Source organism: Pseudonocardia sediminis (genome assembly GCF_004217185.1).
Lineage (GTDB): Bacteria > Actinomycetota > Actinomycetes > Mycobacteriales > Pseudonocardiaceae > Pseudonocardia > Pseudonocardia sediminis.
In genome coordinates, this window is record NZ_SHKL01000001.1 from 3,642,528 (window position 1) to 3,657,911 (window position 15,384).

General features: G+C 73.3%; 14 protein-coding genes. 6 read left to right on the forward strand and 8 right to left on the reverse strand.

Annotated elements, in window-relative coordinates:
- Nucleotides 1–130: 130 nt before the first annotated feature.
- Nucleotides 131–2,674, forward strand: coding sequence for a DEAD/DEAH box helicase (locus EV383_RS16840; protein ID WP_130290796.1), 2,544 nt, complete (start codon nt 131–133; stop codon nt 2,672–2,674).
- Between the two features lie 183 nt (nt 2,675–2,857).
- A complete protein-coding gene (locus EV383_RS16845; protein WP_130290797.1) occupies nt 2,858–4,993 on the forward strand; it encodes a putative bifunctional diguanylate cyclase/phosphodiesterase in 2,136 nt (711 codons plus the stop codon).
- A gap of 4 nt (nt 4,994–4,997) precedes the next feature.
- Here the strand turns inward: EV383_RS16845 and EV383_RS16850 are convergent, their stop codons facing one another.
- The 3 genes from EV383_RS16850 to EV383_RS16860 form a co-directional block, all read right to left on the reverse strand.
- Entirely contained in the window at nt 4,998–5,783 is a 786-nt protein-coding gene (locus tag EV383_RS16850) for an LLM class F420-dependent oxidoreductase (RefSeq protein WP_130290798.1), read from the reverse strand.
- Nucleotides 5,784–5,893: 110 nt separating this feature from the next.
- Complete coding sequence (locus EV383_RS16855; RefSeq protein ID WP_207223555.1) at nt 5,894–6,604, reverse strand: DUF742 domain-containing protein; 711 nt, start codon at nt 6,602–6,604, stop codon at nt 5,894–5,896.
- A gap of 93 nt (nt 6,605–6,697) precedes the next feature.
- A complete protein-coding gene (locus tag EV383_RS16860) occupies nt 6,698–7,615 on the reverse strand; it encodes an alpha/beta hydrolase (RefSeq protein WP_130290799.1) in 918 nt (305 codons plus the stop codon).
- Between the two features lie 123 nt (nt 7,616–7,738).
- On the opposite strand from EV383_RS16860, the gene EV383_RS16865 reads away from it, so the two are divergent.
- Both EV383_RS16865 and EV383_RS16870 read left to right on the forward strand, forming a co-directional pair.
- Complete coding sequence (locus EV383_RS16865; RefSeq protein WP_130290800.1) at nt 7,739–8,725, forward strand: hypothetical protein; 987 nt, start codon at nt 7,739–7,741, stop codon at nt 8,723–8,725.
- Nucleotides 8,719–9,072: a GntR family transcriptional regulator gene (locus EV383_RS16870; RefSeq protein ID WP_130290801.1), complete on the forward strand. Its 354-nt coding sequence runs from the start codon at nt 8,719–8,721 to the stop codon at nt 9,070–9,072. Before EV383_RS16865 ends, EV383_RS16870 begins: the two co-directional genes overlap by 7 nt.
- 3 nt (nt 9,073–9,075) lie before the next feature.
- On the opposite strand, the gene EV383_RS16875 is transcribed toward EV383_RS16870, so the two are convergent.
- On the reverse strand, nt 9,076–10,308 hold the full coding sequence (locus EV383_RS16875; protein ID WP_207223556.1) for an acyl-CoA dehydrogenase family protein: 1,233 nt from the start codon (nt 10,306–10,308) through the stop codon (nt 9,076–9,078).
- Between the two features lie 121 nt (nt 10,309–10,429).
- Here EV383_RS16875 and EV383_RS16880 point away from each other — a divergent pair, with 121 nt between their 5' ends.
- Complete coding sequence (locus tag EV383_RS16880) at nt 10,430–10,903, forward strand: hypothetical protein (protein ID WP_130290802.1); 474 nt, start codon at nt 10,430–10,432, stop codon at nt 10,901–10,903.
- Between the two features lie 105 nt (nt 10,904–11,008).
- Here EV383_RS16880 and EV383_RS16885 read toward each other — a convergent pair whose 3' ends face one another.
- The 3 genes from EV383_RS16885 to EV383_RS33095 form a co-directional block, all read right to left on the reverse strand.
- Nucleotides 11,009–11,806, reverse strand: a complete 798-nt coding sequence (locus EV383_RS16885; RefSeq protein ID WP_242623149.1) for a DUF1932 domain-containing protein — start codon at nt 11,804–11,806, stop codon at nt 11,009–11,011.
- Nucleotides 11,807–11,886: 80 nt separating this feature from the next.
- Complete coding sequence (locus tag EV383_RS16890; protein WP_130290804.1) at nt 11,887–13,206, reverse strand: LLM class flavin-dependent oxidoreductase; 1,320 nt, start codon at nt 13,204–13,206, stop codon at nt 11,887–11,889.
- Nucleotides 13,207–13,353: 147 nt separating this feature from the next.
- Entirely contained in the window at nt 13,354–13,434 is an 81-nt protein-coding gene (locus tag EV383_RS33095; RefSeq protein WP_423213696.1) for a putative leader peptide, read from the reverse strand.
- Nucleotides 13,435–13,572: 138 nt separating this feature from the next.
- Between EV383_RS33095 and EV383_RS31235 the strand changes: the two genes are divergently transcribed.
- Nucleotides 13,573–14,310, forward strand: coding sequence for an HpcH/HpaI aldolase family protein (locus tag EV383_RS31235; RefSeq protein ID WP_165438378.1), 738 nt, complete (start codon nt 13,573–13,575; stop codon nt 14,308–14,310).
- Here EV383_RS31235 and EV383_RS16900 read toward each other — a convergent pair.
- Entirely contained in the window at nt 14,298–15,305 is a 1,008-nt protein-coding gene (locus EV383_RS16900) for a YihY/virulence factor BrkB family protein (RefSeq protein WP_130290806.1), read from the reverse strand. The genes EV383_RS31235 and EV383_RS16900 overlap by 13 nt on opposite strands.
- Between the last annotated feature and the right edge of the window lie 79 nt (nt 15,306–15,384).

Consider the following 15,384-nt stretch of genomic DNA (forward strand, 5'->3'; position numbering starts at 1 on the left):
AGGTCGGGCATTCCCGACTGATCGCGCCCCGCCACAGGGGGCACGCTAGCGCCACGGCGTCGCCCGGACGTGTCCGGGCGCCCGCCCGGCGCGTGTCACCGGTGCCCCCGCCTGGGACGATGGGGTCACCATGACTTCCGCGACCTCCTCCCCCACGCTCGCCGACCGCATCCCGCCCGGCGCCGACCCCGACGCCCTGGTCGAGACGTTCGCCGAGTGGGCCTTCGAGGAGCGCGGCCTCTCGCTCTACCCGGCGCAGGAGGAGGCCGTCCTCGAGCTGGTCACCGGCGCCAACGTCATCCTCTCCACGCCGACCGGGTCCGGGAAGTCGCTGGTCGCGATCGGGGCGCACGCCGCGGCACTGGCCCGGGGCGAGCGGACGTTCTACACCGCGCCGATCAAGGCCCTGGTCAGCGAGAAGTTCTTCGCCCTGATCGACGTGTTCGGCGCGGACATGGTCGGCATGCTCACCGGCGACGCCGCGGTGAACGAGCGCGCCCCGATCATCTGCTGCACCGCGGAGATCCTGGCCAACCTGGCGCTGCGCTCCGGGCGGGACTCCGACGTCGGCTCGGTCGTGATGGACGAGTTCCACTTCTACGCCGACCCCTCGCGTGGCTGGGCCTGGCAGGTCCCGCTGATCGAGCTGCCGCAGGCGCAGTTCCTGCTGATGAGCGCCACGCTGGGCGACACGGGCTTCTTCGCCGAGGACCTCACCCGGCGCACCGGCCGCGAGACGGCGCAGATCACGTCGGTGGACCGGCCGGTGCCGCTGCACTTCCGCTACGAGCTCACCCCGCTGCACGAGACGATCACCGAGCTGCTCCAGACGCACGAGGCGCCGGTCTACGTCGTGCACTTCACGCAGCAGTCCGCCGTCGAGCGCGCGCAGTCTCTGATGAGCGTCAACGTCACGTCCAGGGAGGACAAGGCGGCGATCGCCGAGACGATCGGGTCGTTCCGGTTCACCGCCGGGTTCGGCAAGACGCTCTCGCGCCTGGTGCGGCACGGGATCGGGGTGCACCACGCCGGGATGTTGCCGCGCTACCGGCGCCTGGTGGAGACGCTGGCCCAGGCCGGGCTGCTGCGGGTGATCTGCGGGACCGACACGCTCGGCGTCGGGATCAACGTCCCGATCCGCACCGTGCTGTTCACGGCGCTGAGCAAGTACGACGGGACCCGCAGCCGCCCGTTGAAGGCCCGGGAGTTCCACCAGATCGCCGGACGCGCCGGGCGGGCCGGCTACGACACCGTCGGCACCGTCGTGGCCGAGGCGCCGGAGCACGACATCGAGAACGCGAAGGCCCTGGCCAAGGCCGGCGACGACCCGAAGAAGCGCCGCAAGGTCAACCGCAAGCAGGCCCCCGAGGGGTTCGTCGGCTGGTCGCAGACCTCGTTCGAGAAGCTGCAGACCGCCCAGCCCGAGCCGCTGACCAGCCACTTCCAGGTCACGTTCGCGATGCTGCTCAACGTGATCTCCCGCGGCGGGGACACCTTCGCCGCGATGAAGCACCTGCTCGAGGACAACCACGAGCCCCGCGCCCGGCAGCGCAAGCACATCCTGCGCGCGATCGCGATCTACCGGGCGCTGCTCACCGCCGGCATCGTCACCGAGACCGACACCCCGCAGGGGCGGCGGCCTCAGCTCGTCGGCGACCTGCAGCTCGATTTCGCCCTCAACCAGCCGTTGTCGCCGTTCGCGCTGGCCGCGGTCGAGCTGCTCGACACCGAGGCCGACGGCTACGCCCTCGACGTGCTGTCGGTGATCGAGGCGACCCTGGACGACCCGCGCCAGGTGCTGGCCGCCCAGCAGAACAAGGCCCGCGGCGAGGCGATCGCCTCGATGAAGGCCGAGGGCATCGAGTACGAGGAGCGGATGGCGCTCCTGGAGGACGTCACCTACCCCAAGCCGCTCGACGAGATGCTGCACGCCGCGTTGGAGACCTACCGCCGTGGCGCGCCGTGGGTGGAGGACGCGCGCCTGTCGCCCAAGTCGGTCGTCCGCGACATGTCCGAGAAGGCGATGACGTTCACCGAGTACGTGTCGCACTACCAGCTGGCGCGCTCCGAGGGCCTGGTGCTGCGCTACCTGGCCGACGCCTACCGGGCGCTGCGCCAGACCGTGCCCGAGCACGCCCGCACCGACGAGCTGACCGACGTCATCGAGTGGCTCGGCGAGCTCGTCCGCCAGACCGACTCCAGCCTGCTCGACGAGTGGGAGAAGCTCGCCGCCGGCGCCGACGAGGCCGGGGGCGAGGTGCTCCCGCCCACCGCCGAGGCGGTCGGGGCGGCGCCGTCCGGGGTCACCGCCAACCAGCGCGCGTTCCGGGTGCTGGTCCGCAACGCGATGTTCCGCCGGGTCGAGCTCGCCTCGTTCGGGCGCTGGGACCTGCTCGGCGAGCTCGACCGGGAGTCCGGTTTCACCGCCGAGCGCTGGCGGTCCGAGTTCGAGCCCTACTTCGCGCTGCACCCACGGATCGAGATCGGGCCGGACGCCCGCGGGCCCAAGATGATCGACATCGTCGAGGAGCGGGAGCGCTGGCTCGTCCGCCAGGTGCTCGACGACCCGGCGGGCGACCACGACTGGGTGATCACCGCCGAGGTCGACCTGGCCGCGTCCGACGACGCCGGAGAGGCCGTGGTGTGGATCACCGGCCTGACCGACCGCCCCTGACCGGTGCCCGGTCGTCCGAACGAAGGGCCGGACGTGACATTCGGCCCTATCGGAGCAACGCATTGGTTATGGTGTTCCCCGATCACGCGCAGTGAACGACAGTAGCCTGCGCGTGGGACAAGGGGGCTGGCGAATGCGGTACGGCGCGCTCGCGGGCCCGGATTCGAGAGGTGGCGCCGTCCGGTGACCGCTGCAGAGGTCGAGGGCGGTGAGCCGCTGTCCGCACACGCCGTCGTCGGGGCGGACCGGCTCCGCGACCGGTGGCTCACCGAGGTCGTCGGCGGTGCGCGCTACCTGGCGAGGCCGATGGGCGAACTGCGGGCGCTGATCGGCACCCTCGCCGACCGGCTGCTCGCCGCCGCCCTGGCCGAGCGCTTCGACCCCGAGGACGCCCGCCGGGTCGGCCGCGCGCTCGTCGACGCGCACCTCACGGAGCCGGCCGTTCTCGAGGACACCCATCTGGTGCTCGGCGAGTGCCTGGCCGACGCCGCGGACAACCCCGGACGGCTGCGGCGCCTGCTCGCCCTGCAGGGAGCGCTCGGGCGCGGGTACGCCGACGCTCTGCGCCGGCGCACGCTCACCGAGCACGAGGCGATCACCACGGCCGCGCTGGACGCACGCACCACCGCCGACGAGGCGCGCTGGGCCAGCGAGGCGCGCTTCTCCGCGGTGTTCGACGCCGCGACCGTCGGGATCATCGTGTTCGCCCTGGACGGGACGTCGATGGAGGCGAACAGCGCGGCCTGCGAGATGGTCGGGCACACCGCCGAGGAGATGCGCGCGATGACCGTCGCGGACGTCGTGCCGCCGCGGCAGGACCCCGCGTTCTGGGCCGACCTCCCCCGCCTCGCCGACGGCACGCTGGACCGGATCACCGTCGAGCGGCCCTACCAGCGCCCGGACGGGCGCCGGATCTGGGTGGACGCCGTCGTCTCCGCCGTCCGGGACACCGACGGGCACCCTCGCTACCTGCTCGCGATGGTCAACGAGATCACCGAGCGGATGGAGCTGCAACAGCGCCTGACCTACCAGGCCCAGCACGACCCGCTGACCGGTCTGCCCAACCGGTCCCTGTTCTTCGAGCGGCTGCGCGCGTCCATGCGCCGGGTCGGCGAGAACGGGTCCGGCCCCCGGCCCGGGGTCTGCTACCTGGACCTGGACGGGTTCAAGGTCGTCAACGACACGCTCGGGCACCACACCGGGGACCGGCTGTTGCAGGCCGTCGCGGACCGGCTGCGCGACGCCCTCGCGCCCTGCGGGCACCTGGTGGCGCGGATGGGCGGCGACGAGTTCGTCGTGCTCGTGGAGCGCTCGGAGGACGGCCCGGAGCTGGAGGACGTGGCCTCCGTCGCCCTGGAGACGGTGCGGCGTCCGGTCCGCATCGACTCCCACGACGTCGCGATCTCGGCGAGCATCGGGGTCGTCCGCCACGAGGGCGACGCCGGCCCCGAGGAGCTGATGAAGGCGGCCGACACGACGCTCTACTCGGCCAAGCACGCCGGCCGCGGGCGGTACGCGGTGTTCGACCAGGAGCGGCACCGCTCCGACGTGCTGCGTTTCGAGCTCTCCTCGCAGATGCCCGAGGCGTTGCGGCGCGACGACTTCCGGGTCGTCTACCAGCCGCTGGTGCGCCTGGCCGACGAGCGGACGGTCGGGGTGGAGGCGCTGGTGCGCTGGCAGCGCCCGGACGGCGAGCTGATCGGGCCGGACCGGTTCATCCCGTTGGCCGAGGAGACCGGCCTGGTCGTCCCGCTGGGCCGCCGGGTGCTCGACGAGGCCTGTCGCCAGGCCCGGGCCTGGCGCGACGCCGGGCACGAGCTGGTCGTCAGCGTGAACGTCGCGGCCCGCCAGATGAGCGAGAACGACCTGGTCGGCGACATCCGCACGGTGCTCGCCGAGTACGACATGCCGCCCGGGCTGCTGCAGCTCGAGCTCACCGAGCGGGACCTGATGGGCACCCCCGGCCGTCCGGCCGCGGCGCTCAAGGAGCTCGCCGCGATGGGCGTGCAGATCGCGATCGACGACTTCGGGACCGGCTACTCGAACCTGTCCTACCTGCGCCAGCTCCCGGTGCACAACCTCAAGCTGGCCGGCAACTTCGTCGCCGGGTCCGCCGACCGCGACGACGTCATCCTCCGAGCCCTGGTGAAGCTGGCCCGTTCGCTGCACCTCGACGTCACCGCCGAGGCGGTGGAGACCCGTGACCAGGCCGAACGCCTGCGCTCCTACGGCTGCACCAACGCCCAGGGCTGGTACTACGCCCCCGCCGTGCCGGCCGAACGGATCCCGGACCTGATCCGGGAACCGTTCGTGCGGTGACGGCTTACGCGGCGTTCTGCTCGTCGCGCCAGGCGATCCAGTCCCCGAGCTTGCCCAGGTCGTAGTCCGGCCCGTCCTGCCCGATGGTGAACAGCCGCGCGCCCGCGTCGAGCAGCGCCTGCCCGTTCTCCGACGGCGCCCCCTCGACGGCGACCGACCGTTCGATCTCGGACGGGTCCCGCCCGATGTCGCGGCAGTGCCCGTCGAGCACGCCGGTCTTGTGCGTGAACGTCTCGACGTCGCCGAAGCCGTGCCAGATGGTGGCGTGCTCGGCGGTGTAGCGCAGGGTCTTCTTCTCCCCACCCCCGCCGATCAGAACCGGGATGTCGCGGGTCGGGGCCGGGTTGAGCCTGCCCCAGCGCTCGCGGATGCGCGGCAGGGCCTTGCCCAGCTCGGTGAGCCGGCCGCCGGCGGTGCCGAACTCGTAGCCGTACTCGTCGTAGTCGCGCTGGAACCAGCCGGAGCCGATGCCCAGGATCAGGCGGCCGTCGGAGATGTGGTCCACGGTGCGGGCCATGTCGGCGAGAAGCTCGGGGTTGCGGTAGCTGTTGCAGGTCACGAGGGCGCCGATCTCGACGCGGGAGGTGGCCTCGGCCCAGGCACCGAGCATGGTCCAGCACTCGAAGTGCTTGCCGTCGGGCTCACCGTAGAGAGGGAAGAAGTGGTCCCAATTGAAGACGATGTCCACGCCGGCCTCCTCGGCGGCGGCGACCGTGCGTCGGATCTCGGAGTAGTCGGCGTGCTGGGGCTGCAGCTGCAGCCCGATGCGGACGGGACGGTCGGTGGTCATGGCCCCATGCTGGTCCGGTTCGGACGGGCCGACATCTCGAGCGTCCCGTCCGTCCCGTTCCGGTTGCGGCCCGGGGCCTCGGAGGCGGCCCTGGTCGGAGCCGGCCCGGGTCAGAGGTTGCGCAGTCCGGAGAGGACCCGGTCGAGCAGCGCCATGTCCGGCCCGGTGGCCGCGTCGACACCGACGTGCACCCGCAGGCGTCCCTCGCCGGCCAGGTCGCCGATCAGAACCCGGGCCACACCGAGGGGGACCTTCGTCAGCGCGGCGACCTCGCTCACCGAGCGCGGCCGCGAGCACAGCTCCAGCACCGTCCGGCGTTCGCCGACGTCGGCCTGGCCGGGACCTCCGGTGGCCGTCACGAGCGTCTCGATCCGCAGTTCCATCCGGGCGCGGGTGCGCCCGCCGGTGACGACGTAGGGCCGGACCGCGCGGGTGGTCGCGGCGGCGGGCTCGGGCTCGTCGACGAAGCGCGGCATCGGGGTGGTCTCCCACGCCCGTCCCCGCTCGTCCGGGGGCTCGGCGGGTTCCTCGGCATGCGGCGGTTCCGGTGCCGGCGGTGCCTCGGCGGTCACCGCGGCCTCCGCCGCGGCCTTCGCGGCGGCCTTGCGCTGCCTGCGGGTCTGTCCGCCGAAGCGGGCTCCGGCCGGGAGCGGGGCCTCGCCGGAGAACTCGGCGACGGCCTCGACGGGCTCGGGCTCCTCGGGCGGGCGCCCGTGCGGGAACTCGGGGTCCGGGGTGTGCCCGGCCCGGCGGGCGGGCGCACCGAACCGGGCACCGGTACGACCGGTCTCCGAACGGCCCATCCCCACCTCACTCGTCACGATCGAAGGATGCCCGAATATGCACCGGACGTGCTACGGATCGGTGTCCCAAATGTGACGGTGACGTGACGGCAACGGTCAGTACGTGCGCGATCACCCAGGAGTGAGCAGCTCCTTGAACCCGTTCAGAGCATCGGCCGCCGCCCGTTCGGCCGCGTCGACCACGCCGAGGAACGCCGCATAGCCGTGGATCAGGCCCGGCCCCGGGATGCGCCGGACGGTGACGCCGGCCCGGTCGAGCAGGTCGGCGTAGGCCAGGCCCTCGTCGCGCAGGGGGTCGAACTCCGCGGTCGCGACCACCGCCGGTGCGACGCCGCGGACGTCGGCGTGCAGCAGGTCGACCTGCGGGTCGTCGGAGCCGCCGGGCAGGTACTGCTCGTAGAACCAGCGCATGTCGGACGCGGTCAGGAAGTAGCCCTCGCCGTTCTCGGCCGTCGAGGGCTGCGACTGCGCCGGGTCGGTCGAGGGGTAGAACAGCAGCTGCGCGGCCACGGCCGGTCCCCCGTCCCGGGCGCGCAGGGCCAGGCCGGCGGCCAGGCTCGCCCCGGCGCTGTCGCCGGCCACGCCGATCGGCCGGCCCGGGAACCACTGCGCCACCGCTCGCAGCGCGGCCTCGGAGTCGTCGAGCGGCGCCGGGTGCGGGTACTCGGGGGCGAGCCGGTAGTCCGCCGAGACGACGACCGCGCCGAGCGCGTTCGCCACCCGCCGGCAGAGCGGGTCGTGGGTGTCGAGGTCGCCGAGCACCCACCCTCCCCCGTGCAGCCACAGCACGACGGCGCCGCCGTCCGTCGCCGGGTGGTAGATCCGCACCGGGACCGGCCCGTGCGGCCCGTCCGCGGCGTCCTCGACGACGGAGGCGACCTCCTCGGGCACGAAGTCCGGCCCGCGGCGCGACAGAGACAACGCGCGGTAGTGCTCCCGGGACTCGACGGCGGAGCCCCGGATCAGCGGCAGCGCGCCGGCGCTCTCGAGGGTGTCGAGCATCGTGCGGAAGATCGGGTCGAGCGGCATGGCCGGACGCTATCCGGGGCCGGGTCGTACGGGTAGTCCGTGTCGTACCTCCGGAGCCGGCGTTGCACCACGAGACACACTTGTTCTAGTATTTTGCAAACAAGTTCGACTCGGGGGGTAGCGATGGACGAGTACGGACGGACCCGGCGTCGCCGGATCGTGGTCGCACTGGCGCCGGTGCTGGCCGGACTCCTGGTGGCGTTCGCGCCGCTGGTGCTGTCCGACCGGCTGCCGGACCGCGCGTGGGGGGACGACGGCGGGTACAGCGGCTTCCTGAGCTGGTCGCGCGTGGTCGTCCTCCCCCTCGTCTGGCAGGTGCTCGCGATCGGGTTCGTGCTGGCCATGGTGCTCCGCAGGAACGCGCCGGCGGGCAGCGGGCGCTCCGCCGTCGCGCTCGGCTGGGGTGCGGCCGCGTTCAGCCTGCTGTTCGAGCTGTCGACGGTGACCCGCAACCTCGACCTGACGGGTCCGCCGGCCCGGCCGGATCAGTGGTGGGGTGGATCGACCGCGATCTTCGTGCTCGCGGTCCTCGCGGGAGCTCTCGGGTGGCTCGCGGCGGGGCGGGACCCGGTGCGCCCGGCGACGAGTGGCCGTCCGGGTCCGGACGCGCCCCGGATGCCGCTGGCCGCGGGGGAACGTGTGCTGTGGACGCGCTCCGTGGTGGCCCGTCCGGCACTCGCGATCGCCGGCCTCTGGCTGGTCCTGGCCGCGGTCGAGTGGTGGGCGGTCCGCACCCTCGCCGCTCCGGCCGCCTTGCTGGTCCTGGCCGTCGTGACCGCCGTGCAGGCCTGGGCCCGCGTGCGGGTGGACGCCAACGGCGTACGGGTCGAGCAGCCGCTGCTGCGCCGGACCCTGACCGCGGCGCCGCTGGACGAGGTGGTCGAGGCCACCGGGCGAACGCTCGAGCCGGAGCGTCTGCCGTGGTCGGCCTACGGCGTACTGCGCCGGCCGGGAGTGTCGGGTTACCGCGCGACACGCTCCGGTGAGACTCTGCACCTGGACCTGTCCGGGGACCGCGAGTTCCTGGTCACGGTCCCGGGCGCGGGCACCGCCGCGGCGCTGGTCAACACCGAGCTGGACCGGCGGCGCGCGGCGGACCCGGCGTGCTGATCCGCGTCGACCCGTCGTCGCCGACGCCGCTGGGAGACCAGGTCGCCGCGTCGGTGCGCCGTGCGGTGGCCGAGGGGCAGGTGAGCGCCGGGGACCGGTTGCCACCGGCGCGGGAGGTCGCGTCGTCGCTGGGCATCAACCTGCACACGGTGCTGCGGGGCTACCAGCAGCTGCGCGACGAGGGCCTGGTCGACCTGCGCCGTGGACGGGGCGCGGTGCTGACCGCCGCGGCCACCGGTGGGCACGCCGAGATCACCGAGCGGGCGACCGAGCTCGTCGCCCTCGCCCGACGGCTGGGCCTGGGCGAGGACGACGTGCTCGGGATGGTGCGCGGAGCGTTCCGGTAGCGCTCAGCTCGTGCCGGCGCGGGGCAGAAGACGGTCCGAGATGATCTTCATCTGGATCTCGCTGGTGCCCTCGAAGATCGTCGTCAGACGGGCGTCGCGCCAGTGCCGTTCCACCTGGCGCTCGGTGGTGTAGCCGTTGCCGCCGTGCAGCTGGATGCCGTCGCCGGTCACCTCCGCGGCCATCTCGGTGGCCAGCAGCTTCACCATCGCGGCCTCCCGCTCGCACGGTTCGCCCTGGTCCAGGCGGTGCGCCACGTGCTGGTAGAACGACCGCGCCTGCTCGACCCGCGCGGCCATCGTGGCCAGCTTGAAGCGCAGGGCCTGGAAGTCGCCGATCGGGTGCTCGAACTGCCGCCGCTCCTGCAGGTAGCCGATCGAGTCCTCGACCGCGGCGCGGGCCAGCCCGACCGCACGGGCGGCGGTGTGCACCCGGGCGATGTTGAGCCAGGCCTGGGCGTCGGCGAAGCCCTCGCCGCCGGAGCCGAGCTGGTTCGACACCGGGACGCGCAGGCCGTCGAAGTGCAGGTCCCAGGTGACGAAGCCGTGGTAGCCGATCTTGTCGATCGGGGTGCCGGTGAGGCCGTCGGGGAAGGAGTCCCGCTCCTTCTCCACCACGACCGTCGCCAGCCCGGCCGAGCGCTTCTCCCCCGGCTCCGGGTCCTCGGTGCGGACCAGGACCTGGATGAAGTCGGCGGCCTTCGCGTTGCCGGTCCAGCGCTTGTGCCCGGTGATCACGAACTCGTCGCCGTCGCGGACGGCGCGGGTCTCCACGCCGGCGAGGTCGGACCCGGCGTCGGGCTCGGACAGCGCGATCGCGCCGATCCAGGCCCCCGTGGCGCTGCGGTGCAGGAGCTCTCCGCGGCGCTCGGAGTCGGCGACGCCGGTCCCGGCGCCCTGGGCGCGGGCGATGATCGACCCGACGCTCATCCACGCCCGGGCCAGCTCCTCGGCCACCATGCAGTACTCGAACGCGCCGAGCCCGAGGCCGCCGTTCTCCTTCGGCACCGTGATCCCGAAGTAGCCGAGCTCGGCCATCTCGTCGATCAGCTCCCGCGGGATCTCGCCCTTCTGCGGGTCCAGCTCGTTGGCCAGGGGCAGGACGCGGCCCATCGCGAAGTCCCGGGCCTGTTTCTGCAGGGCCTCGCGCTCCGGGGAGTGGTACGGGGCGGGCAGGACCGGGATCGGCGCCTCCATGACCTCGGCGGAGCCGGACGACGCAGTCGACGAGTCGCTCATGGACCGAGTATCGAGCACGGGCTCCCGCTCCGCCCCGGCAGACCGGTGGGGCGGGGCCGTGAGCTGCCCCACCGGGCGCGCCCCCGGATTGACCCTCGTCCGGTCCGGGTACCGCTCGCAGATGCGTACCTCCTCCCCCGACCTCCTCCGTGCCGCGGCCCTCGGCGTCGCCTCCGGAGCCCGCAGCACGAGCGGCGTGGCCGCGGCGGCCTGGACGTCCACGCCGAAGGACGACGGCCCGGCGCGTCTGCTCGGGACGACGGCCGGGCGCGCGGTGACCGCGGTGGCGCTGCTCGGGGAGTCCGGCGCAGACAAGCACCCGTCGGTGCCCAGCCGGCTCGCCCCCGCCGGTCTCGGCGGGCGTCTCGTGCTGGGGGCGGCCGCCGCGTTCGTAGTGGCCCTGCGGGACCGCCGGACGCCGTGGCCCGCGGTGTTCGTCGCGGTGCTGGGTGCCGGGACTTCGGCCTGGGGCGGATCGCGCCTCCGCGCGACCGCGTCCGGTCAGCTCGGGGCCGACCTGCCGGGTGCCCTGACCGAGGACGCTCTCGCCGTCCTGCTGGCCGCCTACGGCGCGCGGCGCCCCGCGACGACGTAGCCGGCCGATCCGCCCGCCTCGAGGGGACCCCTCGGGACGTCAGGTGTCCCGGAGGGCCCCTTCGGCGCTCCCGGCCGGCCCCGTGGCCGCCGAGACGGCCCGGGCTCAGCCCTCGCGGCGGTACATCTCGGCGGCGGCGCGGGAGAAGCCGTCGGGGACCCCGATCGCGGCCAGGGCGTCGCCGGCCTCGTCCATCTCCCCCGCCCAGCGCCACGCCTTGCCGTCGGCCCTGTCGCGGACGGCCGCCAGCGCCGCGTCGTAGCCCGCGCCGGTGCGGTCGAGCTCGTCGCGCAGCGCGTCGGTGACACCGAACCGTGCCGCGGCGGACTCGATCGCGAGCCACACCGTCGGCAGCGCCTTGCTCTGCAGCGCGAAGCAGGCCTTGAGCCCGCTCGCCGTGCCGATCTCGTCGCCGAGTACGCGGGCGTCGAACGGGGTGTCCGCGAACAGGTCCGCGACGGTCGCCGCACCCGGCCCGGACAGCCAGAACACCGTCTTCCCGCGCTCCCACGCCGGTGGCCCGATGATCGCCCCGTCGCACACCGTCCCGGTGCCGAGGATCCCCTCGATGTCGGCGACCGTCCGGGGTGAGACGGCGTTCGCGTCGACGTAGAGGGGGCACTCGTCGCGGCCCTCCAGGGCCGCCGCGACCTGCCCGGCGACATCGCGGGCGGCGTGCGGCGGGCAGATCGAGATGATCATGTGGGCGCGCCGGGCGAGGTCGGCGACGTCCGGGACGGCGACCAGGTCCGCGATCTCGGCGCGTTTGGCGGTGGCGTGCGTACGGCCGGCGTCGGCCCAGATCACCGCACCGGCGCGGGCCTTGAGCGCCGACCCGAGCGCCGCACCCATCACCCCCGGATGCAGGATCCCGATCACCGGCCGCGCCGGAAGCGCCCTCACGTGCATGACTGCAGATGATGCCCGGTCGTACCCGCCCGCGGCACGAAAGGGGGCCGGGCCGCTCTGCTGCGACCCGTCGCTCAGGAGCTCCCGAGCCCGAGGTTCTCCCGCAGCGTGGCGCCGGTGTACTCCGAGCGGAACAGCTTGCGCCGCTGCAGCTCGGGGACGACCTGGTCGACGAAGTCGTCGAAGGTGCCCGGGCTCTGCGCGGCGGAGAGGATGAAGCCGTCCGCCTCGCCACCGGCGAAACCCGCCTCGATCTCGTCGGCGATCTCCGAGGCCGTCCCCACGAACTGCGGGAGCAGCACGCCCTGGGCGTAGAGCTTCCCGACCTCCCGCAACGTCAGGTTGTCGCGCTCGCTGAGCCGACGGGCGACGTCGAACAGGCCCTTGCTGCCGGAGACCTCGACCTGCTCGACGGGCGTGTCCAGGTCGTAGGTGGAGAAGTCGTGGTCGGTGTGCACCGACAACGTGATCAGTCCGGACACGGGGTCGGCCAGGTCGTTGTGGAAGGCCTGCTTCTCCCGCGCGATCGATGAGGTCTCCCCGACGAACGGGATGAACGACGGGAAGATCTTGACGTCCTCGGGGTCCCGGCCGGCGTTCGAGGCGAGACTCTTGACGTCGTCGTAGTAGGCCCGCCGCCCCTCCGGCGTCGGGTCGATCTCGAAGATCACGTCGGCCCACCGGGCCGCGAAGTCCTTGCCCTTGCCCGAGGATCCGGCCTGCATGAGCACCGGTCGACCCTGCGGTGAGCGGGGTGTGGGCAACGGACCGCGGGTCGTGAAGTACGGCCCGTCGTGGTCGACCCGGTGCACCTTGGCCGGGTCGGCGAAGACGCCACCGACCTTGTCCTGCACGAGCGCATCCGGCTCCCAGCTCTCCCAGAGCGCGATCGCCGCCTCGACGAACTCCTGGGCACGGTCGTAGCGCAGGTCGTGGTCGAGGCCCTGGTCGAAGCCGAAGTTGCGCGCCTCGGCCCGGGACAGCGACGTCACGATGTTCCAGGCCGCGCGGCCGCCGCTGAGGTGGTCGAGGGTGGCGAAGATCCTCGCCACCTCGAACGGATGGAAGTAGGTCGTGCTCTTGGTGATCGCCACGCCGAGGTGCCTCGTGACGGCCGCGATGCTGGCGGTGACCAGGGACGGATCGAGGGTGGAGCTCGCCTGCGTGCCGCGACGCAGCGCCTCGTCCAGGCTGTCGCCGAAGTTCGTCGGGACCGCGAGGAGGTCGGCGAAGAAGACGAAGTCGAAGCGTCCGCGCTCCAGCGTGCGGCCGACGCGGTGCCAGTACTCGGGGCGCAGGACGTCGAGGTCCGAGCCGGGATGCCGCCAGGCCGCGTGCGAGTGGGCCACGTGCGAGGCGATCTGGAATCCACCGAGGTGCAGTTGCCGGGTCATGGGGTCTCCTGCTGGTCCGAGGGCGCGCGTGCGTTCACGGGCCACGCGCGAGCGAGTGGGAACGGCCGTGGTGGGCCTGTCCGGCCGCACGGGCGACCACGCCGGGCCGCGTGTGGCGGGAGGACCGGACGTGGCGGGATGGGGCCGTCAGCGGGCGGAGGAGACCCGACAGCGAGCACTCGCGGTACGCAGGAGGTCGACGTGGCGACGCCGGACCCCGAGGAACATGATCAGACCCTAACGACGCCCGTCCGTGCCGCGTCAACACCGCCGGGCACCTGTGACGCACGGCACCGGCGGCACCGCCCGGCGACCGGCGAGCCGAACGGGTCGCGTCGCGCGGGTGGCCCGGGCACAGTGCGGGGCATGGACGATCTCCGCTTCGCCGGCGACATGGTCGGCGGATGGCTCCAGCTCCCCTCCGCCGCGACCGCCGAGGTGATCGGCTCGGTCGGGTTCGACTTCGTGGTGATCGACGCCCAGCACGGCCTGATCGGCGACGACGCGCTGCTCCCGATGCTGCAGGCGCTCTCGGCCACCGGGACGCACGCGCTGGTCCGGGTGCCCGAACACGGCGAGGGTCCGATCAGCCGGGCCCTGGACCGGGGTGCGGCCGGGGTGATCGTGCCGCTGGTGGACACCGCCGAGCAGGCCCGCGCCGCCGTCGCCGCCTGCCGCTACCCGCCGACGGGGGTGCGCAGCTACGGCCCGACCCGGCTCGGCTGGCAGGGCCGTGACACCGACGCCCCCGGCCTGTGCGTGGTCATGGTCGAGACGCGTGCCGCGGTGCAGACGCTGCCGGAGATCGTCGCCGTCGACGGGCTGGACGCGGTGTTCGTCGGCCCCTCGGACCTGGCGCTGGCCCACGGCACCCCGCTGGCGTCGCAGCACGGCGGCGACCCCGGCTACGACGCCCTGCTCTCCCGGATCACCTCGACCTGCGCCGACGCCGGGCTCCCGACCGGCATCTGGTGCGCCGGTCCGGAGAACCTGCGCCGTTACCGGTCGCTGGGCTTCTCGTTCTTCGGTCTCTCGGCCGAGCACGCCCTGCTCCGCGCGGCCGCGACGACCGCGCTGGAGCAGAGCCGGGCTCACTCGGGCTGAGGCCTCGCGACGGGCCGGGGGCCTGCGGTGCCGGCGGGGATCGTCTCGGTGGTCCCGTCGTCGGCCCTCTGTTCGACCGTCCCGCGGCGGTCCTTGAGGCGCACCGGGTGGAAGTGCTGGATCGAGGCGTTGAAGTGGGCCCCGATCACCACGGCGAAACCGATGAAGAACGCGGCCAGCAGGAAGGCGATCGGGGCGGCCAGCGCGCCGTAGGTGTAACCCGTCGTGGTGATCACGTTCAGGTAGACGCGCAGGCCGGTGACCCCGACCAGGAACACCACCGCCGCGAGCAGCGCCCCCGGCAGGCAGCGCCGCCACGGCGGCTTGGCCGGTAGAGCGGTCCGGTAGAGCGTGGTCAGCGCGCCCATCAGCAGCACACCGAGCACCGGGTAGTAGAGCCAGCCGATCAGCGATGCGGTGCCGTCCTGCAGGGCCACGGGCATCAGGCGCGTGACCCGGTCCGGGCCGAGCGCGAGGACCGGCAGCGCGACGATCCCGGCGACGAGCCCGACCAGGTACAGCAGCAGCGCGATGGTCCGCTGCCAGATCGGGTTCCGGACGCCGTACTGGTCGTGCGCGCGGGTGATGGCGTCGACGAACGACGACAGCGCCGACGATCCCGACCACAACGAGATCAGGAACCCGAGCGAGACGAGCTCGCCGCGCCCGGTCGTCAGGATCGAGTCGACGGTCGGGGCGATGATCTCCTCGACGGCGTTGCGGCTGAACACCTGGCTCGCGAACTCCACGATCCGGGCCTGCACCACCTCGACCGTGTCCGGGCCGAACCAGCCGCCGACGTACCCGAGGCTGCCGAGCAGCCCGAGCAGGAGCGGCGGCAGCGAGAGCGTCTGCCAGAACGCGGCGGCGGCGGACTCGGAGAAGATGTTGTCGTCCCAGGCCCGGGACAGCGTGCGCTTCGTCGTGGCCCACGCGCCGCCGGCCGCTACGGGCTCGTCGGCCGGAAGCTCGTCGGCCGGGGGCTGGTCGGTCACCACCCCAGCATGCGTGCCGAGGCCGGGATCTGTCGCCTCCGGGCTGCGCGTGTCCCGGGTGGTGACCGGGTCGTGATCT